The following is a 21,272-nucleotide window of genomic DNA, read 5'->3' on the forward strand; positions in this document are numbered from 1 at the left end:
TTGTACCTTTGTTAATTCTTATTTTTCGTCTTACCCCGATTTACTGAGCGGATACTTTTTTACAACTAAAGAAGTCGGAAAAGGTACGGGATTGGGATTATCTATCAGCCATCAAATTGTAGTGGAAAAACATGGTGGACAACTTAAATGTAATTCTGTACTTGGAGAAGGTACGGAATTTATGATCGTGCTTCCTATTGGTTCGCTTTATGGCAGATGAATTTTAGGGTGGGAAGGGAGTAGTGCGAGCAAGATGCTCACCCTGGCGGACAGGCTGCGCTAACGCATTACCTGCGGATTTTTCAACAATTAGGATGCTCCCCCGAATAACTGCACGCAGAGTTCATTTTTTCATTTTCAATGTTGCACTTAATGTTGGTGCTTGACTTTCCCAAAGACGAACTGTTTTATCAAAACTACCGCTAGCAAGGGTTTTTCCGTCTGGGCTGAAAGCAAGGGAACTTACCCAGTCTGAATGTCCGTAAAGCGAACTTAATAAAGCACCCGTATTCAAATCCCAGATTTTGATGCCGTCTTTACCACCGCTAGCTAAAGTTTGTCCGTCTGGATTAACCGCGATCGCAATTACTGAGTTGGTATGTCCGCTGAAAGTTTGCAGTACTTCCCCAGAATTGAAATTCCACATTTTTATCGTGCGATCGCCACTAGCGGTAATCACATTATTTCCATCGGGGGTAAAGGCGATCGCTTTAACTTCCCTTTGATGGGCTTTGAATCCACGAATCAATCTTCCACTCTGTAAATCCCACAGTTTTACAATACCTTTATTGTCACCGCTGATTAATGTTGTACCGTCAGGACTAATTGCTACGGTATAAATCAAATTATCAAACTGTGCTAAACTCCCCAAAGGACGTTGTTGTAATAAGTCCCATATCCGGATTCCATCTAAAGCACCGCTAACAAGAACTTTACTGTCTGGAGACACTGCTATTGACAGTACGTTGCTATTATGCGCCCTAAAGGAACGGATAAATTTATAGCTTTCCAAACTCCAAATATTAACAGAATTATCAGTGCTACAGCTGACTAAATGTCTACCATCTGGTGAAATTAACAGAGATTGTATCGATTCTTGATGCGCTTTGCGAATCTCACCCAAGCGTTTCTTCTTTTTCACATTCCACAAACGAATAATACCATCGTTGTTAGAACCGCCGCTGACAAGCATTCTACCGTCAGGACTAAAAGTTACAGCTTTAACCGATCCATTATGTCCTTTAAAAGTATGACTTAATTGAGGATTCGTGAAATTATTTGCAGCAGTTGAATCCACTATAACTTGGGCAGTCGCTGGTTTAATTAGTGGTAATTGCGTAATACCTACAATACCTACTGCCCCCATTAATACCGCCAGAAGGTTTTTTGCGACAAATATTTTATATTTAGAAGCTAATATGTCAAATACAGGGGAACTAATAAAGTTAGACTTTATAAAGTTATGATGAAAATTTTTCATAGTTTGTAAATAATTTAAGCAAATACCCGCTAAAAAGCATAAAAGAGGGTTTCCCCTCCTTAAATATTTTGCCTCGTAGATTAAAGGTTTGCCAATAGACAGTAATTTTCGATAATTGATATTATTTCCTAAAAATGTTGAGACGTTGCATTGTACACGCCGTCTCAACATTATCTTTACTACATTTCTATTTATTCAGCATTTGAATAATCCAAAATCCAAAACCCAAAATCGAATTACCCCTACTGCGGTGGTTTCTTCTTAGAGATACTCAACATTGGCAAAGACGAATTAGATGAATGGGGAGGTAGGTATAATTGTTTTACAGGAACTTCGGGATTTTGCAAAGTAGGACTTTGTTTAATCCGCAACCACCTGATAATTAAGGCTGTTCCAGCAGTTCCCAAACCAAAAATAAACAGTGCCCAACTGTCATCTAATCCACCAATCATTGCATCCACTATTCCCATCGTGATTAATATGGTGATTAGCGGTTCTTTACGGTAGGCTGATTTTACAATACGAGGAAATACAGCATTCATAGCAGCGTGTTTTTAGTTCCCCTTAAGTATAAATTGACTAATATAGCGATATTGCATTATAGGCGCTTTATATCAAAGCATTAATACTATTATAATTTTATTCAACGAACAAGTAAGGAATTCCCTAACTTTACTAAAAGTTTAGCTTCCCCAGAGTTTAATTATTATCCCTCATCTCTATATTCAATTGCAAGTTCACAATAGCACTTATATTAAAGACAGGGAATAGGGATTAGGAAGGAGAATAGAAAGTAAAATTATTGACGATTTTCCTTACTGAATGAAAAATTATTGCTTTTTGGGTATGTTTTCAACATCAAAGCTATTGGAGAATCAATATAGTTTTGATTACAACAGCATTATTTACAAAACCGAAAAAAGCGGGTTTCTAAACAAGTGAATCAGTTTTGCTAGTTCAGTCATTATCAAGAAACCCATTTTTTATTCATAATGCAAGATTTTACCTTAAACAGCAATTGATCTCACACCTACCCGATAGGGAGGTGTCCAGATGAATTGGGAGCGAGTCGAGTTGCGTAGTTTGATTACCTTTGAGCGTAGCGAAAACAAAGAGAACTATAGCGACGAGACGAGCCGCCATATTCTGTTTTTGATCGCACACCGGGAGCTAGTGGTGTTATCATGAATATGTAAACACGGTAAGGTCGATGCCATGTATAGAGCAATCAAAGTTAGAATTTATCCGACTGACGAGCAAGAAACTTATCTAGCTCAGTGTTTTGGAAATACTCGCTGGTTGTGGAACTATATGCTTAATACCACTACTACCGCCTATAAAGAAACTGGGAAAGGACTTTCTAAAGCAGTTATGGATAAGTTGCTTCCAGAATTGAAAAAAGAATACGAATGGTTGGGACTTGCTTATAGTCAAGTATTGCAACGAGTCACATTTAATCTTTCAAGTTCATTTGTCAATTTCTTTGAAGGTCGTGCTAAATTTCCTAACTTTAAATCTAAACATGGTAAACAATCGATTCAATATCCCCAAAACGTGAAACTGATGCCACAAGATTCTGTGATTAAGTTTCCCGGTAGTTTGAGATTAATGAAAACCGTGTTTCATAAAGAACTGCCGTCCGGCAAATTCAGTGCTGTAACAATATCGAAAAACGCAGATGGTAAGTATTATGCGTCTATTCTGTTTAATCAAGAGGATAAACCAGTACCAGCAATTAGAGAAGCTATTGGAGTTGATTTAGGATTAAAGAATTTTGCTGTAACTTCGGAAGGCTCAAAATACGATCTACCCTCTAAGCAACTAGCTCTCTTAGAAAAGAATAGGAAACGCAAACAGAATAAATTAGCTAAAAAGACGGATAAAGCGTCTAATAAACGTTGTAAAGTAAAACGTTTAGTTGCAAAAGTCTCTAGTAAAATCGCCAGAGTAAGAGAAGATTTTCTACACAAGCTATCTCGCAACATAGCATACGAAAACCAAGTTATTTGTGTAGAAGATTTGGCAGTTAAGAATATGGTTAAAAATCCCAACTTGGCAAAATCAATATCAGACCAAGGATGGGGAATGTTTCAAACCATGCTCAAATACAAAGCTGAGAAATTCGGTCATACCTATGTCGAAATAGGTCGTTTCTTCCCGTCATCTCAACTTTGTAGCGAAACTCTACTACCAATCCCAGTGTTGCAAAATGGTTATGATTCACTGGGTGTTAGGTTTGTGAATTGCCCACACTGTCAAAAGCAGCATGATAGAGACATCAACGCTGCGGTCAATATTAGAAATGAAGGTTTGCGAATTTTAGCGTTAGGAACTAGCGCTTCTGCCCTTGGAGGGGATGTAAGACCAAAGTCATCAGGACGTAAAAAATCTATGACGACCGAGGCTATCCCCCGTGAATTGGGAAGCCTATACTGTACAATACGGTCAGTGTAGGTAGTTCACTCACAAGATATTACATCAATTTTTGATAAAGTCTATCTCAGCCCTAACCATGCTAAAACACCTTGATTGGTTATACATTCAATCGCCACCATTATTACAAAACCAATCATTGCAGCTCTACCATTTAAACGTTCTGCATACTCGTTAAAGCCCAACTTTGGTTCTTCTAACTTGGGTGTAACGGTTGGTTGTGGCTGCTGTGTTGTCATTGAAAATACCTCCTCATGTTTATTAGATTCTAATTGCGCTGCTTGAACTGGCAAGGTTCAAAATTAAGGCAATACAACTACAGTTTACAAAATTTTACTATTTTTTATATAACGTAACAAGCCGTTGATGGTAGTTAAAATAGCTAATGCTAGCGCTCTGCGGCAGAATTGAGGGTATATAACATCAAATTGGTAATATTTAATTCAGTATGGCTGCCGTTAAATTGACAGACTACAGTTAAAGCAACATTTAAGTAATAAGTTAATTTAGGGGCAGTATATGGAAATCGGTGTTCCCAAGGAAACAAAAGATAGAGAGTTTCGGGTGGGGTTAAGTCCTTCTAGTGTCAGGGTTTTAAAGGAAGCAGGGCATAATATTTTTGTAGAAACCCAAGCCGGTACTGGTGCTGGATTTTCAGATGAAGATTACGTAAGTGCGGGGGCAGAAATTGTTACTACACCTGAAACTGCTTGGAATCGCGAATTAATTGTTAAAGTCAAAGAACCCCTACAAACAGAATATAACTTTTTGCAAAAAGGGCAATTACTATTTACTTATTTACATTTAGCAGCAGATAGAAAATTAACCGAACATTTAATTGATTGTGGTGTAACGGCGATCGCCTACGAAACTGTTGAACTTCCTGGTGCGAATAAATTACCTTTACTTACTCCGATGAGTATAATTGCCGGTCGTCTTTCGGTACAGTTTGGTGCTAGATACCTTGAGAGTCAACAAGGTGGAAGAGGCGTACTTTTAGGTGGAGTACCAGGAGTCAAGCGGGGTAAAGTCGTAATTTTAGGTGGTGGTGTAGTTGGTACCGAAGCTGCAAAAATTGCCGTAGGTATGGGTGCTACAGTTCAAATTTTAGATATAAACGTCGATCGCTTATCTTATTTAGAAACCTTATTCGGTTCTAGAGTTGAACTGCTTTATAGTAATTCTGCTTACATTGAAGAAGTAGTTCCTCAAGCTGATTTACTTATAGGTGCAGTTTTAGTTTTAGGAAGACGAGCGCCTACTTTAGTCTCTCGCGAATTGGTTAAAAAAATGAAGCCTGGTGCGGTAATTGTAGATGTTGCAGTCGATCAAGGTGGATGTATCGAAACTTTACACCCTACATCTCATACAAATCCGGTTTATGAAGAAGAAGGAGTAGTGCATTACGGCGTACCTAATATGCCGGGTGCCGTACCTTGGACTGCAACTCAGGCATTAAATAATAGTACTTTACCTTATGTAAAGCAGTTAGCAAATGAAGGAGTAAAAGCTTTAGTTAATAATCCAGCATTAGCAAAAGGATTGAATGTAGACCATCATAAAATCGTACATCCAGCCGTGCAAGAAGTGTTTCCAGATTTAGTTTAATTGTAAAATGCCTTCACTCTGGAAGAGTGGGGCTACAATTGCGAAGCCCACCTGCGTGGGCTAATTTTGTTTTTAATCAATAGTTAGAATAGCCGTAAGCACCATCCGAGATTTAATTGTCGAGAAAATATCTCTAAAATTCTTTACTGCTGACATCTTGCTATTAGTTTGTAAATAAATTCCCAGGTGATAACGAATTGCTAATATTATCTAAGCTTCCACACCTTGTAAAATTCCCACAATAACTCTTGCTAAATCGTCCAAATCGTCAGGAACTCTAAATAATTTAATATCTTGAGTAATTATCTGTTGAATTCTATCTAATTTACCAAATCTCCACACATCACCAATCGTCACCGCACCATAATAAATATCTTGTTCTTCAACTTGCGACAAAGCAATTAATTCTACCGCTAATTGAGTAAAACCTCTGGTTAAATCATCGTTTTTAGCTTCAATAACTAAAAAATTATTTTTAAGTTGTAAAAAATAGTCTAAATTTCCTTTTAAGATATTACTTACTTTAAGCGGATACTCGATCCGCATTTTACATTCACAATAACGAATCACTTCTAAAAGCAAAGGAGAGACTAAGGTTTCTCTTCTAGCAGTTTCATTGCTTAAACTTACAAAAGGTAAAATTTCTTTAATTTTTTGCTTTAATTCTGCCATTCGTTGTAATACTTGATTTGTTTTAGGTAAAGACAATTCCTGTATAATCAGCGTGTAATCAAATTCTGCTAAAATCTCATCCGGTTCGTAAGCTAGTTCAAAATAGGAACGAAAAGTATAATCCCTACCTTCTTCTAAAATTTTTCTTTTTGCCATTAGATAACCTTATTGCTTTATTTCATTACCAGCGGATGTTGATGTAGTTGCAAATAATAAACCCAAGATTTGAACTAAATTATATTCTAAAATTTAGAAGCGGGAAGTGCATATTGTTGAGTAGGAATTATTTGAATTTGAAAATTTACAGGTCTTTTCAATTCTTCTTGTAAAAAATTATGAACTTCTTGCATCTGTTTGTTTGTAATTAAGCCAAAAGGTGCGGCTACTTCCATGTCAACAAAAAGTTGTTCTCCTTCTCGCCTTACCTTAATGCTTCTAATTTTTGTATTAGAAAAAGTCTGAGTTTTATTATAGAGTAAATAAGAAATTTGGCGGCGAGCTTGTTCTTGAATCAGCAATGTTTGTAACGAAAAAGTTAGGGGTAAACCGAGAATAATTACTGCTGTAATCGATACTAATAAACCTTGACGCGCTTTCTCTAAGGAACCGTAACCTTGCCAAAGAAATACTAATGCTCCGCTGAAGATAATGCCAGTTAAGTTAGCTAAAAACAGCAAACTCGCACCCACAGCAACCGATTGCGAATTCATCGCTAACCCAATACCAACCACACTCAAAGGTGGAACTAACGCAACTGCGATCGCAACTCCCGGCAATGCATCAGCAATACTGCGTCGCGATTTGGCATACGACCCAGCAGCACCAGCAGCTAATGCTACTCCCATATCAAGTAAGGTAGGGCTGACTCTTCCGGCAACTTCCGAACCCAAAGTTCTAATCCCGACTCCTTTGGTAATCACAAATGAGATCGCAACAGTTAATAAAATGCCTTTAATTAAAGTAAAAGTAGAACGCTTTAAAAGACGTTGATTTCCTGCCACTATACTATAGGCGATCGCAATTATTGGCCCCATTAAAGGTGCAACTATCATCGCACCAATAATGGTTGCTGCACTCGACGCTAAAAGTCCAAAAGTAGCAATTACTCCAGATAATGAAAGCAAAACATAAAAGCTGATTGAAGGAACTGCACCTCTCCACAAGCTACGGTTAATACCCGCAACTTTCATCGGTTTTTCTGCTAACCAGGGCCAATCTCCACTATTACTTTCCCATAGCCATGAAAATTTTTGCTTACTCCAAACACCAACTTTTTTAATTAGCAGCAGCATTGAGTTTATATTGCCTTTATTTAAAATATAGGAATAAATGTAGCAGTTCTAATTCAATCAGATTTTATTCACTAGTACTATCTTGCGGAAGATAGAATTGAAGATTGGTTTATTTATTTTTTTCTCAGTCTGAAGACGTTTAAAACTTTAAATTTTTACAAAAAATCGACATCGCTAACCAAAAGTCAGCGATGTCGAAATTAAAATCTGTAATTAACCAACTGCAAATCCGGTATATTGTCTTACTAAAGGCTCATGAAAGGCTAAAACAATATCTAACTTTGGAACTCCTAATTCTACTAACTTCGATGCAATATCAATTTCAGTACCATTATGATGTATCCAAATTTTCTCACCTTTAATGTCTAGATGTAAAACACATCCGTACATTGGCTGTCTGTTCTTCCATCCTGTATGAACAACTTGATAATGATCCCGCTCAGTATCAAAAACTAACTCCGTTATCGCCTCCCCATCCGAAGGGCTAAGACTTGCATAATCGCTTAGTAATTCTTTGATACAAGTACGATAGCGCTCTAATTTTTCCATTCTAATATTACCTCAGCTACTGGATCGTAAATCATTAATGTAATTTGAAAACGTTTGATAATAGTTTGTACAAATGGGAGCATAAAAAATTTACGATGTACGCCAATTGGAACTGCTAAATATAAAATACGTTCGGGTTGTTGTTGTTCCAAAGCAACTTTATAGTTAAGAAATTGCCCTACAGCAGTATGAAATTCAGAAATATTTGATGCGCCGATAAAACTTTTGATTTCAACAGCGATTTTTTCCTCTCCACGTTCTGCTGCAATGATTTTTTCTGCTCCCAAATCAATTTCCATATCAGCACCACCAGCTTGAATCCTTAGTGGATCGTCCGTAATCTGCCAACCCTCTTTTTCTAAGCCTCTTCTAACTGCATAATGGAAAACATCTTTAGCCATCTAATTGATAATTTGATAATTTAATTATCCTCTTATTTCAAAGTATAGCAAGCTGAAAAACCGACGTTACTGCTTAATCTTGTATTTCAAAAAAATCGACATCGCTGACTTTTGGTTAGCGATGTCGAAATTAAAATAAAATCTATTTAAGATACTTTAGAAAAAATTAAAAAATTAGAACTTAATTCCTAATTGTCCGTTAATACCACGACGTGTATTGTAACCAGCACCAACCATTAAGTTTTTAGTGGGATTAATTTGTACTCCACCCGAAAGCGATACACCTTTACCTTCTGTGTAGTATCCCACTCCAACATAAGGAGAAACAGCAGGTAAAGGAAGGAATTGCAGTACATCTACACCAACAGCACCGTCTTCTCCTACTCCCAATTCCGCACCGTAATTTAAAAACTTTGCACCAACAGCATAGGTAACATCACCATCTTTAGCTCCAACAGATACCCAAGGTTCTGGAACTATATTTGGTATTTGAGCATCAGCACGCTGTGGTGCAAATAAAGCCAATAAACCTAGAGACGCAGCTAATGTTTTACCGATAAAAGCTATTTTCATTTTCGACTACACTACCTATTAATAATTATGGTTTGTTCATAACTAACTTACAGTGACGGATATTACACTGTTTGTGTGCCGAGTGGGGAGAAATTTGTGAAAGAAAGATGGGAGAGAGGGGGAAGAGGGGGTAGAGGGGGTAGAAATTATAACTCCTAACTGCTCACTGTCCACTGTTCTACTACTACTTTCGTTTGAGTAAAAAATTCTACTGCTTGGTTTCCTTGTCCGTGTAAGTCTCCGAAGAAGCTTTTTTTGCAACCGCTGAAGGGGAAGAATGCTATTGGTGAAGCTGCAATATTAATACCGATGTTTCCGGTTTCGGCTTCGTAGCGAAATTTACGGGCTGCTGCTCCGGATGCGGTGAATAAACAAGCCATGTTTCCAAATTGGCTGTTGTTTACTAAGGAAATCGCTTCATCAATATTATTTACGTGCATTAGACTCAATACGGGGCCTAATATTTCTGTGTTGGCAATTTCGCTTAAAGGATCGACATCTTGCAAGATAGTTGGGCGGATAAAATAACCTTGTTCGTAACCAGATATGAGCGGATTTCTACCGTCTACTAACAACTTGGCACCTGATGACACTCCTTTTTCAATCAATCCTTCAATTCGGGTTTTACTTCCAGCATCAATTACGGCTCCTGTTTGTACTTTATCATCCAAGCCGTTACCTACAATTCGCTTGTTTGCAGCTTCGGCGATCGCCTGGGTAAAAGTTTCTTTGGCTTTCCCTACAGTTATTGCCACCGAAGCATTCAGACAACTTTGTCCAGCTAAACCGAAAGCACTATCGGCAGCGATGCGGGTTGTTCTAGCCATATCTGCATCGGGTAAAACCACAATCGGATTTTTCGCACCACCTTGACACTGCATTCGTTTACCATTGGCAGCCCCCCAACTGTAAATATATTTGGCTACGGGTGACGAGCCAACAAAACTAATTGCTTGTATTTGCGGATGTTCTACTATTGCATCTACAGTTTCTTTTGAACCATTAACTAAGTTCACCACACCTTTGGGTAAACCAGTTTGTTGTAATAACTGAAAGATTTTTTGCATCGTCAACGGTACCTTTTCCGAAGGTTTGATAATGTAGGTATTACCGCAAGCTAAAGCATATGGTAAAAACCAAAAAGCAATCATCCCCGGAAAACTGAAAGGACAAATTGCCGCGCATACACCTAGTGGTTGACGAATCATTTTTTCATCGATTCCCCCTGCGATATCTTCGAGGTTCGTTCCCTGCATCATCATCGGGATACCGCAAGCAATTTCTACGTTTTCTATCGCACGGCGCATTTCAACCCTTGATTCTGTCAAAGTTTTTCCACATTCAAGGGTAATGGTGCGAGCAATGTCTTCTAAATATTCTTCTAATAAGTATTTAAGTATAAATAAATATTGTACTCGTTCTGTAGCAGGAGTACGTCGCCAAGAGATAAAGGCTTTTGCTGCAACTTCGGCTGCTTGGTTAACTTCTGATGCTAGAGATAAAGGTACTTTAGCAAGTAATTCTGCTGTAGCTGGGTTGATGACTTCCAGGTGTTCGGTTGCAGTGGAATTTTGCCATTTGCCGTTGATGTAGTTGGGGAGGATATTCATGCCCTAATTGGTAAATGCCGTTCGTTATCAATATATTAATCTTTTGGTAGCTGTTCTTTGGAATTTTCGAGTAGAATATAAAATCTTTTAAATCTGGCGTTATGCCGAAGGCGTTTAGTTTTGCTAATCGCTCTTTTATCTTTTATCATTCTAGTTATATTACAAAGGGAAGCTTCGTACTGTTGCTTAATATCCCCTTACAAAAAGATGGTTTTTTATGAAAAAATTAGAGCTTCATATCTAGCTTTTTAAGTATTTTGCTGATTTATTATCTACAAGTTTAAATTTTGCGTATTTCAAACTAATACTGGAACCATTCTTTTATCTAAACGTCTTAAAATAATTATCAAAATCCTAGATGAAAAATTAAATTTATTTTTCGGAAGATACTGGTATTTTTTTTCCGGAGAATACATAGAAAGGTTGAAACCTTTATTCAAGTAAATTCTCTGGTTGCTCGCAAATCATACACATGAGACTACCTTTATTCTTCCTTAGCGCCGCTAGCAGTATTCTGCTTTTATCCTCTCCATTAAATGCGGCTAACTTTCAATCATGGCATTTTAATCCTACGCGGAATCAACTTAATTTAACTACAGATTCAGGAGTTCAACCGAGAGCATTTTTAATTAATAATCCGACGCGACTTGTAATTGATTTACCCGGTACGCAATTAAGTGGTAACACTATTCGCAAAAAATATAGTTCGTCAGTACGAGAAGTTCGAGTTGGGAAAGTTGATGATAAAACTACTCGTTTGGTAGTTGAATTAGCACCAGGTTATACAGTTGCTCCTGAAAAGCTATTAGTTAAAGGCGATACTTCTTCCCATTGGATTGTTGATTTTTCATCTGTAGAGCGCACTACTTCTAACCCTAATAATAATTCTGGTGAAGAAAAGATTCCCGTGCCGTTTCCTAATGCTTCTTCATTCGCAGGGGTTGTTCCTTTAGGAAGTCAAATACCACAACTCAATTCTCAAATAAAAAGTTTGATGTCTCGCTACAGTTATTTAGATCCGGGAATCTTTTTCTTGGATTTGGAAACGGGCGACTATTTAGACATAAATGGTGAGAAGTCATTTCCCGCAGCTTCCACAATTAAACTTCCGCTTTTAGTTGCTTTATTTGAAGAAGTAGATGCGGGTAGAGTCAAGCTAAATGAAACTGTGGTCATGCGACGCGATTTGATCACTGGAGGTTCCGGAACAATGCAATATAAACGTGTCGGGACTAAGTTTAGTTTGATGGAAACCGTGACTAAAATGATTACCATTAGCGATAATACCGCAACTAATATGGTTATCGATCGCTTAGGTGGTAAAGATAGATTAAATCAGCGTTTTCGTAATTGGGGATTACAAAATACTGTTATTCGCAATCTACTTGGTGATTTTAAAGGAACTAACACAACTAGCCCTAAAGATTTAGCAAGAGTAGCAGCTTTGATTTCAAATAATTTGTTATTAAGTAGTACCAGCCGTGCCAAAGTTTTAGATATTATGTATCGCGTCGAGAATAATGCGTACTTAGCATCGGGTTTTGGTAAAAATGCAAAATTTGCTCACAAAACCGGAACTTTGGGAATTGTTCTTGGTGATTCAGGTATTGTAGAAATGCCCAACGGTAAGCGTTATTTAGCAGGAATTATGGTAACAAGACCTTTCCGCGATGCACGCGCTAAATCATTTATTAAACAAGTTTCTCAAATGGTTTACGGACACATGAATAAACCACAAGTAAGTAGCTTACCGAAATAATCTTCCGTGTAAGTTTATATATTTATTTGTAGAGAGACGGGGCTTAATATGCTCCGTCTTTTTTTGCTTTTGGATAAAATTAGATATTTTTAGAGGATGCAATAAACTGCTTTACCTGGCAGTTGAAACCACGGCTACAACAGCAATTATTCCGCAGTTGTGGAAGTTGCGAGATTCCACGTTAATTTAGCGGGTGAGATTACGGGAGATTATCAAGAAATTGTTTCGGCAGTGCTGCGGAATCTGGATTTGGGACAAAATGACAGGTTAGCCGTGGAGTTGATGCGATTTGCTCCGGTAGCTCCTTGTCTTTTGAGTGAATGGGTTCCCGTAACTAAGTTAATTCAAGGATTGCAGAATGAATATATGCCATTACGATATCGGTTGCAGTTGTTGGAAAGATTATCGCAGTCGGATAAATTAAAAGCAGGTTTGGTAGTTGCGGAATCTTCGGAAGCACCAGTTTCATTATTAGAATTGTTAGCGGGGGATTTGGAATTAGCGGTACGTTTGACAGTGGAGTCTAATGATTTAGAGGTTTATTAGTTTAGTTGTTCTACAGCTTATTCCTGTTTCGCCATCGTCGGACAACTTGATAAGGAAAACTGGATTTGCGTCACAACTATTCATCGTCGGTGAATCCACAGTAAACGACCGAGTTGGGTTAAGACTTACTAGCAAATTTGATTACAATCGTTGATAATTAACCTGTTCGCGTTTAAATCACATAATCTAAATTATTACTTTTCTTGTGGGGTGGGCATCCCTGCCCGTCGTTTTGCCTTTCCTACAATTCCCCATTCCCAATTCCCTATTACCAATTACCCATCCTAAAACCAATTCCTTGCCTTGAACACCTTTTACCATTTATTCTATATACAAGACATTAATCAATTCTTAAGAACAGGCTGAAGTATCAAAACCAATGCGTATATTAACCGCGTTCCGTCTTCGTATTCTCTTACAAAGTTATATAAATCGGGATATGTAAAATGCTTGGAATAACGCTCTATCTATAACCAGAGCCTACTATTAACAAAGCATTCGTATTATTTTTGCTCAGTTAAAACTTATTTTAATTGATATGTTCTTCGTATATCTTTATTAGTTTAGATATACCAAACTTCCATAGAGAAAAAATAATACATTCCCTAGAAAATAATTATAGCTAAACTTTACCTAAAAAGCAAAGATTGTGTTAGAAGCTTTTATCCTCGCAACAGTATTATGTGGATTTTTCGGCATCATCTTTAAGAAAAATCTGGTGATGAAAATCGTCTCGATGGATGTGATGAGTACGGGGGTGATTGCTTATTATGTGGCGATCGCCTCTCGCAATGGTTTATTTACGCCGATTTATTCAGGTGTCGAAAATCGTACTTATGCAGATCCAGTTCCCCAAGCGGTGATTCTAACGGCTATTGTAATTGGCTTTTCGATTCAAGCCTTGATGTTGGTGGGTGTAATGAAATTGGCTCGCGATAATCCCACTTTGGAAAGTAATGAAATTGAGAAAAATAATACACCATCATGAACATTATCACCATTATTTGGGCAACCCTACCGTTTTTTTTAGGGTTCACTATTTATCTTATTCCCAAACTTAACCGCTATTTAGCATTGTTGGGGACGATTGCTTCCTTTGCATATGCATTAATATTATTTATTCAGCGATCGCCTATAACGTTGGAATTAGTTGATAATTTTGGCGTAACTTTATCCGTCGATGAATTAAGCGGTTACTTTATATTAACCAATGCCTTGGTAACGGCTGCGGTTATCTTATATTGCTGGCGCAGCGATAAATCGGCTTTTTTCTACACTCAAGCTATCATCGTGCATGGCAGCGTCAATGCAGCGTTCGCCTGTACGGATTTTATCAGTTTATATGTGGCTTTGGAAGTCAGCGGAATTGCAGCATTTTTGTTAGTTGCCTATCCCCGCACAGATCGTTCTATTTGGGTCGCTTTACGCTATCTGTTTATCAGCAATACGGCAATGTTGTTTTATTTAATAGGTGCCGTGCTGGTTTATCAAGCTACTCATTCTTTTAATTATGCAGGTTTGGGTGATGCACCACCGGAAGCACTAGCTTTGATTTTTCTGGGGCTTTTAGTTAAGGGAGGGGTTTTTGTTTCGGGATTGTGGCTACCGTTGACTCATTCGGAATCCGAGACTCCGGTTTCGGCTTTGCTATCAGGGGTGGTTGTCAAAGCTGGGATTTATCCGATGGTGCGGTGTGCGTTGATTGTGGAAGAAGTAGATCCGATTGTCAGGAGTTTTGGAGTTGCAACTGCTTTTTTGGGAGTTATTTATGCTTTATTTGAAAACGACACCAAGCGGGTATTAGCTTCAAGTACGATTTCTCAATTGGGTTGGATTCTTGCTGCACCTTTATCTGGAGGATATTACGCTTTAGCGCATGGTTTAGCAAAATCGGCGCTGTTTTTAACTGCTGGTAATTTACCCAGTCGTAGTTTAAAGGAATTGCAAGATAAACCGATTAAAACTTCTACTTGGATTGTTTTGGTTATAGCGAGTCTTTCAATATCGGGTTTTCCTTTGTTGACGGGATTTGGTGCCAAAGTTTTGACAATGAAAAATTTGTTGCCTTGGCAAGAAATCGCGATGAATGTTGCGGTTGTCGGAACAGCAATAGTATACGCCAAATTCATCTTTCTACCTCATGGAGAAGCAGAAAAACCAAAACCCGGTTTTTGGGCTGCGATCCTACTTTTACTCGGTTGGTTAATTACCGCTAATGTGCTTTATCCCCAAGCTTATACCTCCTATAGTATTGGCAAAGCTCTCGTAACTATAGCTGGAGGTTGGTTGCTGTATTGGTTGATATTCAAACGCACTACTTTAAAATTACCTCACGTACTTGAAGAATTCGAGCATCTGATTGGTGTAATGAGTCTTGTTGCAATTTTACTATTCTGGATGGCATTTTCATGGTTGGGAATCTCATATTAAGACTTACTATCTGGTTTCTGCTCACATCTGATTTGAGCATAGAAAATATCATCATCGGTGTAATTGTTGCTTTAATTTTACCTCGTGGTTATCCATCCCGAGAAGTATTGAAAGATTGGTTGACTGTATTAGGTAAAATTATGTTAGCGATTCCCCAAGCTTATATAGAAGCCTTTGAAATTATTATTCGTCCCCATCAACATGAAGATGTAATTCTGGAGAAAATTCCAGCAAATCGCTCTCCTCGACTGATATTTTTAGATATTTTCTTGATTACCTTTACACCAAAAACCATTGTTTATAAATATCGGCAAGATGGCTGGTATGAAGTACATCGAGTGCTACCAAGGAGGGTTGAAGAATGAATACAAATATAAATATAAATTTGATAATTTTATTTGCCATGCTTCTAGCTTTGTTAATACCTATCTACGAAGCTTGGAAAGATGAAAATATCTGGCAGACAATGTTGGCATTTGCCAGTATTTCTACAAAAACAGCCATTATTGCTCTGATGGTATCCGTAATCCGTGACGATTGGATGATTGGAGTAGTTGCAGTAATTATCCTCAGCGTAGGTGATGCCGGAATAATGTTGTTAGCACATATACTCAAAAGGTTAAGAGAAACATGATTAATATACTTAGCTATATCTGTATTGGTATAGGAATTTTCTTTTGGTTTTGGGGTACTTTTCCTTTAATGGGGAAACGCTCCGTTTTATTCAAATTACACAGTCTTTCTGTAGCAGATACTCTCGGTTCGATTTTGATTGTCTTCGGATTGCTGTTAAAAAAACCATCAGAATGGCCGTTGCTTCTTCTTGCCATCATCACCTTAGCAATTTGGAACACCATGCTCGGTTATGTTTTAGCTTTTTGTTCCGGTGAGGGAGATCACAATGAACCACAATCTTGATACTTATCTTTATATTATTGTCGCTTTACTACCTTTAACCTCTTGCTTGGTAGTATTTCAAGTTAATCCCTATCATGCTTTAGCGTTAAGGGGAATATTGGGTGCGATCGCCGCTTTGGTTTATGCCGTTTTAGGTGCTGCCGATGTCGCTTTAACCGAAGCTTTAATGGGTACGTTACTGGCAATTACCCTCTATGCGGTAGCAGTGCGATCGTCCTTAGTGTTGCGTGTGGGGATGTTGGCAGATGCAGCCCATCATCTCCAAGAAGAACCTGCTTTTATCCAATTAACCACTGACTTCCGCAAAATTTTAAGTAAGCGTCATATGCGATTGGAATTAGTACCTTATAACGATATTCATGCTTTACAAAGAGCATTGAGTGAGAAAGAAATTCATGCCACCTGTACCCATCATTTAGATGTGGATACACCATTACGAACCACCATTCGTATTCCACGTATCTACGAAATCATGGAAACAGAACTTACATCCCCTCAAACGGTTTTGAATTACGCAACTGAGATAGATGTTAATTTACCAAAATTGGAGGAGCAACGGTTATGAAATGGATATATATAGTTGCTGGAATGGCGCTATTTGTAAAAATGTTGCTCGTAGCCAATCCAGAAGGAGAGTTATCAATATCAATAGTGCAAGCAGTCGTAGCCGATAGCGGAGTACCCAATGCAGTATCCGGAATCATCTTTCGCAATCGACTTTACGACACCATTTTTGAAGTCGTAGTATTTACAATTGCCATCATGGGAGCAACCTATATGCTGGCAAACGAAAGACCATTTTGTACTATTTATCATTTTAGCGATCGCCCTTCGATAATATTAGCCCGGTTAGGTGCGACAATTTCAGCCTTGGTAGGTATTGAATTAGCAATTCGCGGACATTTAAGTCCAGGTGGTGGTTTTGCTGCTGGAGTAGCCGGTGGTACTGCTATTGGCTTGGTAGCTATTACCTCCTCACCAGAATGGATGCAGTCAATTTATCAAAAATGGCACGCTTCTAAATGGGAGAAGGTTTCCGTATTGATTTTTATAGTATTGTCGGTAATTAAACTATCAGGATTTGAATTACCACTCGGTGAATTAGGCACCTTTTTTAGCGGTGGAACTTTGCCCTTATTGAATTTTTTAGTTGCTGTTAAAGTTGCTTTGGGTTCTTGGGCAGTGCTTTTAACCTTTATTCATTATCGAGGGATATTGTGAATTGGGAATGGGTAATTGGGCATGGGGCATTGGGCATTAGTAATACTTTCTTGTAGGGTGTGTGACTAGGGTGTTGACTTTGATAGAAATTCCGCGTTTTTCGTTCACACAACTTTTATGCCGGTAACAACCATAATCTTTCTCCCTCACCCCGCCCTGAAGGGCACCCCTCTCCAGGAGAAGGGGGAGAGGGCGCACTAGAAGAGGGGCGAACACGTTTTTTGCGTAATTTTTTACCCCCTCAAAATGCACAAAGTCAACATCCTAGTGTGTGACGTACTCCGCGTACTCTACGGCTTTTTTCTCTTCAGCAATCTTCTTCACCTACAAAAAATAGGCTCGTAGTAGCGCTTTAGCGCCTCCGGAATCTGGATGCGCTAAAGCGCTACTACGAACATGATATTACAAGTAATTATCCGTATATTTTTCTCTTCATCTGGGGAATCATAAGTTCATTAATCAAACTTTTGACAATTACCAGCCAAGTAGTATGCTAGTACTATATAAAAATAAATTTAAAATTATGCAGTCACTTTACAGGGTTAGTGCAGAGGATTTACAAAGATTTTAGATGCTCCCGAAGAATTGTTAAGAGAATCCGAGGAAATGCAAATGGCGATACCTTCGGTGAGCTTCGCTTAACGCTACTGACTAATAATTTACAAAAATTAGAAACTTTCAATGTCACAAGCTCTTATGAATACAACTTTGGCTTAGTAGTTGGTAAAACAATAGATGGTGATTGGATTGGTGTTTCTCCCAGTATTTATAGGGAAACACATATTCCACAAAAGCAAATTTATCGAACTCCACAAAATCAAGATTTTAGTCTTGAAAGAATAAGTCAAAACACGAAAAATTTAGTTTCACAAATTGACGCAATTATCTCTGAATTAGGAACTATTAATATTGGTTCTGAAGGTGGAGGCTATGTCATCAATTATGATTATTATATGGTTTACGCTGCTAGTAAGACTAAAGAATCAGCACTTGAAAAAACTTTACAAGCTTCAAAAATGTTAGAAATCAGTCGATTTCATAGCTTCTATTCTGATAAACAATATTTTCAAGAATGGGAATTTGTAGATGAACTTGATAAGCAAGATTTGATGTATCAAAAATATAATCAAATCAATCAATTTATGAATCAAACATTTCCTAAAGTGATGATGTATAGATTTAGCTTCGAGATATTTGAAAAAATATACATTATCGGTGAAATAGAAAATGGCGTTAGCGAAGCCATGCCGGAGGCTTATCGCGCTGGAATTTATATCAAAAGCGAATTCATTTACAATCCCTAAATTAAAACCTTATTTTCCTAAACCCACGCAGGTGGGTTTTGCCTGTGTAGCTGCGATTTCAATCGCCAGACATACCCAATTGCGTAATTACACCCTTATACCGTTAAAATCACAGTTTATATAATATTAATATAAAACACTAATTTATTTGTTCGTAGTAAGGGATTTATCCCTCATCCTAACAGCTAATTTATTTTTTATCTAATCAATATAAAATCTAATTTAATAACTATGTCATCTACCTTAAATACACTTATCGAAGGTGTAAGTGAAATTCAGCGTGGAAATTTTTCTACAGCGATAGAATTATTAGAAGAATATTGTCAAAACTATAAAGCAGATTCTGAAGATAACTACTCGGAATATATTTACGCTCAACAACACATTGTCAAAGCTTACGGTTATCTCGGAGATAAATCAAAAGCAATCGAGCGTACCAAAGAATTAGCAATAAACGGACATCCTCAAATCAAAAAATGGGCAAAACGGGTACTTGCTTATCTATCTCCAGAAGCTTATCAATCGCTACCCCAAGAAGTCATTGAGAGTGACAATCAACCGCTTTGGGATAGTGAATCGGCAAAGTTGGTATTAGATTCAGTAAATGACTATTTAGAATTTGGTAGTAATTCTCATGTTGTAGAAACTTTAGAATCAGCTTGCGAAAGTCTAAAGTTTAATACCAAAGAGCATTTGTACGCACAAGTTTTGTTAATTGAAGCTTACCATCTTAACAAACAATCAAAAAATGCGATCGCGCTTTGCAATCAACTTCTCAACAGCAAGCATTATGTAACTCGATTACTTGCAAATCAATATCTATCTTCCTTGTCAAAACATAGCTTTGTAGAGAAAAGCAATTTAGAAAAAGATATAAAATTATTAACTCCTACACAAGCATTGGTGATTTACCAACAAGGATATAATGCGTTAATAGATAAAAATTATGCTGAAGCATTTGAAATATTTGAAGAATACTGTGAAAGTAGTTTATCGGGAACTGGAGAATACTTACAAGCTAGTAAGTATTTAGTTCATTTTTATCAAAGTAGTGGAGAATTAGAACTTGCTACTAAGATTTGTATAAAATTGATAACGAGTGAGGATAAACCAAGCCAAAGATGGGCACGAGAATTACTTTTTACCGATCTATTTCGCGAAACTCCACCCGAAAATCATATTGAAAATTATAATTTATCTTTAGAAACAGGAACTTTTGCAAAATCACCAGCTATCATAGAAACTCAATCTCAAGATTCAATCTTAGAAACTGATTTTAAACCCTTTTATTTAAAGACACTCGATGAATTCCAGCAATTTTATCAACAAAGTTTACTTAAAAGTTTAAAAGTATTTGAAACAAGACGAAAACAAGCGTTAGCAACAATCATAGTTTGTAATATTACGGCTTTTTCGATAATACTATTCTTCTTCAAATTCCCTTCTTTTATATCCTTATCCTTAATTGTACTATTCCTTATTATCTATTTATTATTTTATGATTCTGGATATAAAGCATTTACTTACAAACTTGAAGATAACATAATTCACAAAATTTACCAATTTATTGATACAAATCAATATTTTAATCTATCCACTGCGTCTTCAGATAAAGATAATAAACAAACCCTGATTGATATACAGAAAAGTCAAATTTTAAATGGTTTGATAGAACCTAATTACATCAAGCAGAGTAATTTAATAAATGGAAGCATTAATAATATAGATATAAAACTGGCAAATATCAACATAAATTCGTTGAATAATCATTCTGGAAAAAATATTTTCAAGAGAAATAGAAAGCAAGACGTAAAATCATCAGTCACTGTAATCTCAATTTTTGCAGCAATGACATTATTTGCTTTCCGATTATTTAAAATAATCCCTTATGTATTTCACCGAATGTTAAGGGGTAAAAGTATAGATTTTCAGCGCTTTCAGATTGAATTGCCAAAAAACCAAAGCTATGATACCCAAGTCTTTAAAGGTTTATTCTTTGCAGCCAAATATAAGAGATTATCTCAAGCACTAACAACAATTAGACCAAAGTTATCAGAAACTGAGATAAATTTACTGTATTACGGTAAAAAACAATTTATCAAAATTGAAGATGCTGATTTTAACTCTTTGTTTACAGTTTACAGTGAAGACTTAGTACAAGCAAACAATATTTTATCTACCAGTTTAATAGAAAAGCTTCTTCGGTTTCGTAAAAATAATAATAAAAATATTTTCCTTTCCTTTGTGGATGAGAATATCTATATTGCTATCGAGTATCCAGAAGGAATATTTGAACCAAACTTATTTAAAAGCATACTCAAATTTTCACCCTTACGAAAGTATTTTGAAGCAATACAGCTTATGTTGGGAATTGTAGAAGATTTGAATAAATAAACAGGAGTATTCCACAAACCCGGTTTTTTAAAGAAACCAGGTTTCTGACAGCGCTGACAAGACACTCTACCAATTACTAAAA

Annotated in this window: 23 protein-coding genes; 14 read left to right on the forward strand and 9 right to left on the reverse strand. The window is 37.1% G+C overall.

Annotation, left to right across the window (positions count from 1 at the left end; all coding sequences use genetic code 11):
* On the forward strand, nt 1-220 hold a 220-nt coding region (locus ACM03V_RS32695; RefSeq protein WP_414624981.1), incomplete at its 5' end, for an ATP-binding protein.
* A 123-nt stretch (nt 221-343) separates the two neighbouring features.
* Here the strand turns inward: ACM03V_RS32695 and ACM03V_RS32700 are convergent.
* Together ACM03V_RS32700 and ACM03V_RS32705 are read right to left on the reverse strand one after the other, a co-directional pair.
* Nucleotides 344-1,480, reverse strand: a complete 1,137-nt coding sequence (locus ACM03V_RS32700) for a WD40 repeat domain-containing protein (RefSeq protein WP_414624982.1) — start codon at nt 1,478-1,480, stop codon at nt 344-346.
* A 242-nt stretch (nt 1,481-1,722) separates the two neighbouring features.
* Nucleotides 1,723-2,022, reverse strand: a complete 300-nt coding sequence (locus ACM03V_RS32705; protein ID WP_414624983.1) for a hypothetical protein — start codon at nt 2,020-2,022, stop codon at nt 1,723-1,725.
* Nucleotides 2,023-2,695: 673 nt separating this feature from the next.
* Here ACM03V_RS32705 and ACM03V_RS32710 point away from each other — a divergent pair.
* On the forward strand, nt 2,696-3,934 hold the full coding sequence (locus ACM03V_RS32710) for an RNA-guided endonuclease InsQ/TnpB family protein (protein ID WP_414624984.1): 1,239 nt from the start codon (nt 2,696-2,698) through the stop codon (nt 3,932-3,934).
* 41 nt (nt 3,935-3,975) lie between these two features.
* On the opposite strand, the gene ACM03V_RS32715 is transcribed toward ACM03V_RS32710, so the two are convergent.
* Nucleotides 3,976-4,152: a hypothetical protein gene (locus ACM03V_RS32715; protein ID WP_414624985.1), complete on the reverse strand. Its 177-nt coding sequence runs from the start codon at nt 4,150-4,152 to the stop codon at nt 3,976-3,978.
* 280 nt (nt 4,153-4,432) lie between these two features.
* Here ACM03V_RS32715 and ald point away from each other — a divergent pair, with 280 nt between their 5' ends.
* Complete coding sequence (gene ald, locus ACM03V_RS32720; RefSeq protein WP_414624986.1) at nt 4,433-5,521, forward strand: alanine dehydrogenase; 1,089 nt, start codon at nt 4,433-4,435, stop codon at nt 5,519-5,521.
* A gap of 210 nt (nt 5,522-5,731) precedes the next feature.
* Here ald and ACM03V_RS32725 read toward each other — a convergent pair whose 3' ends face one another.
* The 6 genes from ACM03V_RS32725 to ACM03V_RS32750 form a co-directional block, all read right to left on the reverse strand.
* Nucleotides 5,732-6,349 (reverse strand): hypothetical protein, encoded by a 618-nt coding sequence (locus ACM03V_RS32725; protein WP_414624987.1) that lies wholly within the window; start codon nt 6,347-6,349, stop codon nt 5,732-5,734.
* Nucleotides 6,350-6,435: 86 nt separating this feature from the next.
* A complete protein-coding gene (locus ACM03V_RS32730; RefSeq protein ID WP_414624988.1) occupies nt 6,436-7,485 on the reverse strand; it encodes a DUF389 domain-containing protein in 1,050 nt (349 codons plus the stop codon).
* Between the two features lie 213 nt (nt 7,486-7,698).
* On the reverse strand, nt 7,699-8,034 hold the full coding sequence (locus ACM03V_RS32735; RefSeq protein WP_414624989.1) for a XisI protein: 336 nt from the start codon (nt 8,032-8,034) through the stop codon (nt 7,699-7,701).
* Nucleotides 8,022-8,435: a XisH family protein gene (locus tag ACM03V_RS32740; protein WP_414624990.1), complete on the reverse strand. Its 414-nt coding sequence runs from the start codon at nt 8,433-8,435 to the stop codon at nt 8,022-8,024. Before ACM03V_RS32740 ends, ACM03V_RS32735 begins: the two co-directional genes overlap by 13 nt.
* A gap of 174 nt (nt 8,436-8,609) precedes the next feature.
* Nucleotides 8,610-9,008, reverse strand: coding sequence for a hypothetical protein (locus tag ACM03V_RS32745; RefSeq protein WP_414624991.1), 399 nt, complete (start codon nt 9,006-9,008; stop codon nt 8,610-8,612).
* A gap of 155 nt (nt 9,009-9,163) precedes the next feature.
* Nucleotides 9,164-10,618 (reverse strand): CoA-acylating methylmalonate-semialdehyde dehydrogenase, encoded by a 1,455-nt coding sequence (locus ACM03V_RS32750; RefSeq protein WP_414624992.1) that lies wholly within the window; start codon nt 10,616-10,618, stop codon nt 9,164-9,166.
* Between the two features lie 472 nt (nt 10,619-11,090).
* Between ACM03V_RS32750 and ACM03V_RS32755 the strand changes: the two genes are divergently transcribed.
* The 11 genes from ACM03V_RS32755 (at nt 11,091) to ACM03V_RS32805 (ending at nt 21,190) form a co-directional block, all read left to right on the forward strand.
* Complete coding sequence (locus ACM03V_RS32755; protein WP_414624993.1) at nt 11,091-12,377, forward strand: serine hydrolase; 1,287 nt, start codon at nt 11,091-11,093, stop codon at nt 12,375-12,377.
* 159 nt (nt 12,378-12,536) lie between these two features.
* On the forward strand, nt 12,537-12,923 hold the full coding sequence (locus tag ACM03V_RS32760) for a hypothetical protein (protein WP_414624994.1): 387 nt from the start codon (nt 12,537-12,539) through the stop codon (nt 12,921-12,923).
* A 649-nt stretch (nt 12,924-13,572) separates the two neighbouring features.
* Nucleotides 13,573-13,911: a cation:proton antiporter subunit C gene (locus ACM03V_RS32765; protein WP_414624995.1), complete on the forward strand. Its 339-nt coding sequence runs from the start codon at nt 13,573-13,575 to the stop codon at nt 13,909-13,911.
* Entirely contained in the window at nt 13,908-15,353 is a 1,446-nt protein-coding gene (locus ACM03V_RS32770; protein ID WP_414624996.1) for a cation:proton antiporter, read from the forward strand. Before ACM03V_RS32765 ends, ACM03V_RS32770 begins: the two co-directional genes overlap by 4 nt.
* Entirely contained in the window at nt 15,332-15,718 is a 387-nt protein-coding gene (locus tag ACM03V_RS32775) for a Na+/H+ antiporter subunit E (RefSeq protein ID WP_414624997.1), read from the forward strand. Before ACM03V_RS32770 ends, ACM03V_RS32775 begins: the two co-directional genes overlap by 22 nt.
* Nucleotides 15,715-15,987 (forward strand): hypothetical protein, encoded by a 273-nt coding sequence (locus ACM03V_RS32780; protein ID WP_414624998.1) that lies wholly within the window; start codon nt 15,715-15,717, stop codon nt 15,985-15,987. Before ACM03V_RS32775 ends, ACM03V_RS32780 begins: the two co-directional genes overlap by 4 nt.
* Nucleotides 15,984-16,271 carry a monovalent cation/H(+) antiporter subunit G gene (locus ACM03V_RS32785; protein WP_414624999.1) on the forward strand — a complete coding sequence of 96 codons (288 nt, stop codon included), beginning with the start codon at nt 15,984-15,986 and terminating at the stop codon, nt 16,269-16,271. Before ACM03V_RS32780 ends, ACM03V_RS32785 begins: the two co-directional genes overlap by 4 nt.
* The gene (locus ACM03V_RS32790) at nt 16,255-16,836 is read left to right on the forward strand and encodes a DUF4040 domain-containing protein (RefSeq protein ID WP_414625000.1); all 582 of its coding nucleotides are present in this window, start codon (nt 16,255-16,257) and stop codon (nt 16,834-16,836) included. The genes ACM03V_RS32785 and ACM03V_RS32790 overlap by 17 nt, the downstream gene beginning before the upstream one ends.
* On the forward strand, nt 16,833-17,492 hold the full coding sequence (locus ACM03V_RS32795; protein ID WP_414625001.1) for a Na(+)/H(+) antiporter subunit B: 660 nt from the start codon (nt 16,833-16,835) through the stop codon (nt 17,490-17,492). The genes ACM03V_RS32790 and ACM03V_RS32795 overlap by 4 nt, the downstream gene beginning before the upstream one ends.
* A gap of 545 nt (nt 17,493-18,037) precedes the next feature.
* Nucleotides 18,038-18,796 (forward strand): hypothetical protein, encoded by a 759-nt coding sequence (locus ACM03V_RS32800; protein ID WP_414625002.1) that lies wholly within the window; start codon nt 18,038-18,040, stop codon nt 18,794-18,796.
* Between the two features lie 231 nt (nt 18,797-19,027).
* Complete coding sequence (locus ACM03V_RS32805) at nt 19,028-21,190, forward strand: DUF3137 domain-containing protein (protein WP_414625003.1); 2,163 nt, start codon at nt 19,028-19,030, stop codon at nt 21,188-21,190.
* The last annotated feature ends 82 nt before the right edge of the window (nt 21,191-21,272 follow it).

The sequence above is a fragment of the Calothrix sp. CCY 0018 genome (assembly GCF_963920925.1).
GTDB lineage: Bacteria > Cyanobacteriota > Cyanobacteriia > Cyanobacteriales > Nostocaceae > Rivularia.

Excerpts from the sequence above, each read along its gene's own strand:
- ACM03V_RS32740 (WP_414624990.1), bottom strand. The coding sequence starts at position 8,435 with ATGGCTAAAGATGTTTTCCATTATGCAGTTAGAAGAGGCTTAGAAAAA.
- ACM03V_RS32770 (WP_414624996.1), top strand. The coding sequence starts at position 13,908 with ATGAACATTATCACCATTATTTGGGCAACCCTACCGTTTTTTTTAGGG.
- ACM03V_RS32785 (WP_414624999.1), top strand. The coding sequence starts at position 15,984 with ATGATTAATATACTTAGCTATATCTGTATTGGTATAGGAATTTTCTTT.
- ACM03V_RS32790 (WP_414625000.1), top strand. The coding sequence starts at position 16,255 with ATGAACCACAATCTTGATACTTATCTTTATATTATTGTCGCTTTACTA.
- ACM03V_RS32780 (WP_414624998.1), top strand. The coding sequence starts at position 15,715 with ATGAATACAAATATAAATATAAATTTGATAATTTTATTTGCCATGCTT.
- ACM03V_RS32755 (WP_414624993.1), top strand. The coding sequence starts at position 11,091 with ATGAGACTACCTTTATTCTTCCTTAGCGCCGCTAGCAGTATTCTGCTT.
- ACM03V_RS32710 (WP_414624984.1), top strand. The coding sequence starts at position 2,696 with ATGTATAGAGCAATCAAAGTTAGAATTTATCCGACTGACGAGCAAGAA.
- ACM03V_RS32735 (WP_414624989.1), bottom strand. The coding sequence starts at position 8,034 with ATGGAAAAATTAGAGCGCTATCGTACTTGTATCAAAGAATTACTAAGC.
- ACM03V_RS32750 (WP_414624992.1), bottom strand. The coding sequence starts at position 10,618 with ATGAATATCCTCCCCAACTACATCAACGGCAAATGGCAAAATTCCACT.
- ald (WP_414624986.1), top strand. The coding sequence starts at position 4,433 with ATGGAAATCGGTGTTCCCAAGGAAACAAAAGATAGAGAGTTTCGGGTG.
- ACM03V_RS32775 (WP_414624997.1), top strand. The coding sequence starts at position 15,332 with ATGGTTGGGAATCTCATATTAAGACTTACTATCTGGTTTCTGCTCACA.
- ACM03V_RS32705 (WP_414624983.1), bottom strand. The coding sequence starts at position 2,022 with ATGAATGCTGTATTTCCTCGTATTGTAAAATCAGCCTACCGTAAAGAA.
- ACM03V_RS32715 (WP_414624985.1), bottom strand. The coding sequence starts at position 4,152 with ATGACAACACAGCAGCCACAACCAACCGTTACACCCAAGTTAGAAGAA.
- ACM03V_RS32700 (WP_414624982.1), bottom strand. The coding sequence starts at position 1,480 with ATGAAAAATTTTCATCATAACTTTATAAAGTCTAACTTTATTAGTTCC.
- ACM03V_RS32745 (WP_414624991.1), bottom strand. The coding sequence starts at position 9,008 with ATGAAAATAGCTTTTATCGGTAAAACATTAGCTGCGTCTCTAGGTTTA.
- ACM03V_RS32805 (WP_414625003.1), top strand. The coding sequence starts at position 19,028 with ATGTCATCTACCTTAAATACACTTATCGAAGGTGTAAGTGAAATTCAG.
- ACM03V_RS32795 (WP_414625001.1), top strand. The coding sequence starts at position 16,833 with ATGAAATGGATATATATAGTTGCTGGAATGGCGCTATTTGTAAAAATG.
- ACM03V_RS32725 (WP_414624987.1), bottom strand. The coding sequence starts at position 6,349 with ATGGCAAAAAGAAAAATTTTAGAAGAAGGTAGGGATTATACTTTTCGT.
- ACM03V_RS32730 (WP_414624988.1), bottom strand. The coding sequence starts at position 7,485 with ATGCTGCTGCTAATTAAAAAAGTTGGTGTTTGGAGTAAGCAAAAATTT.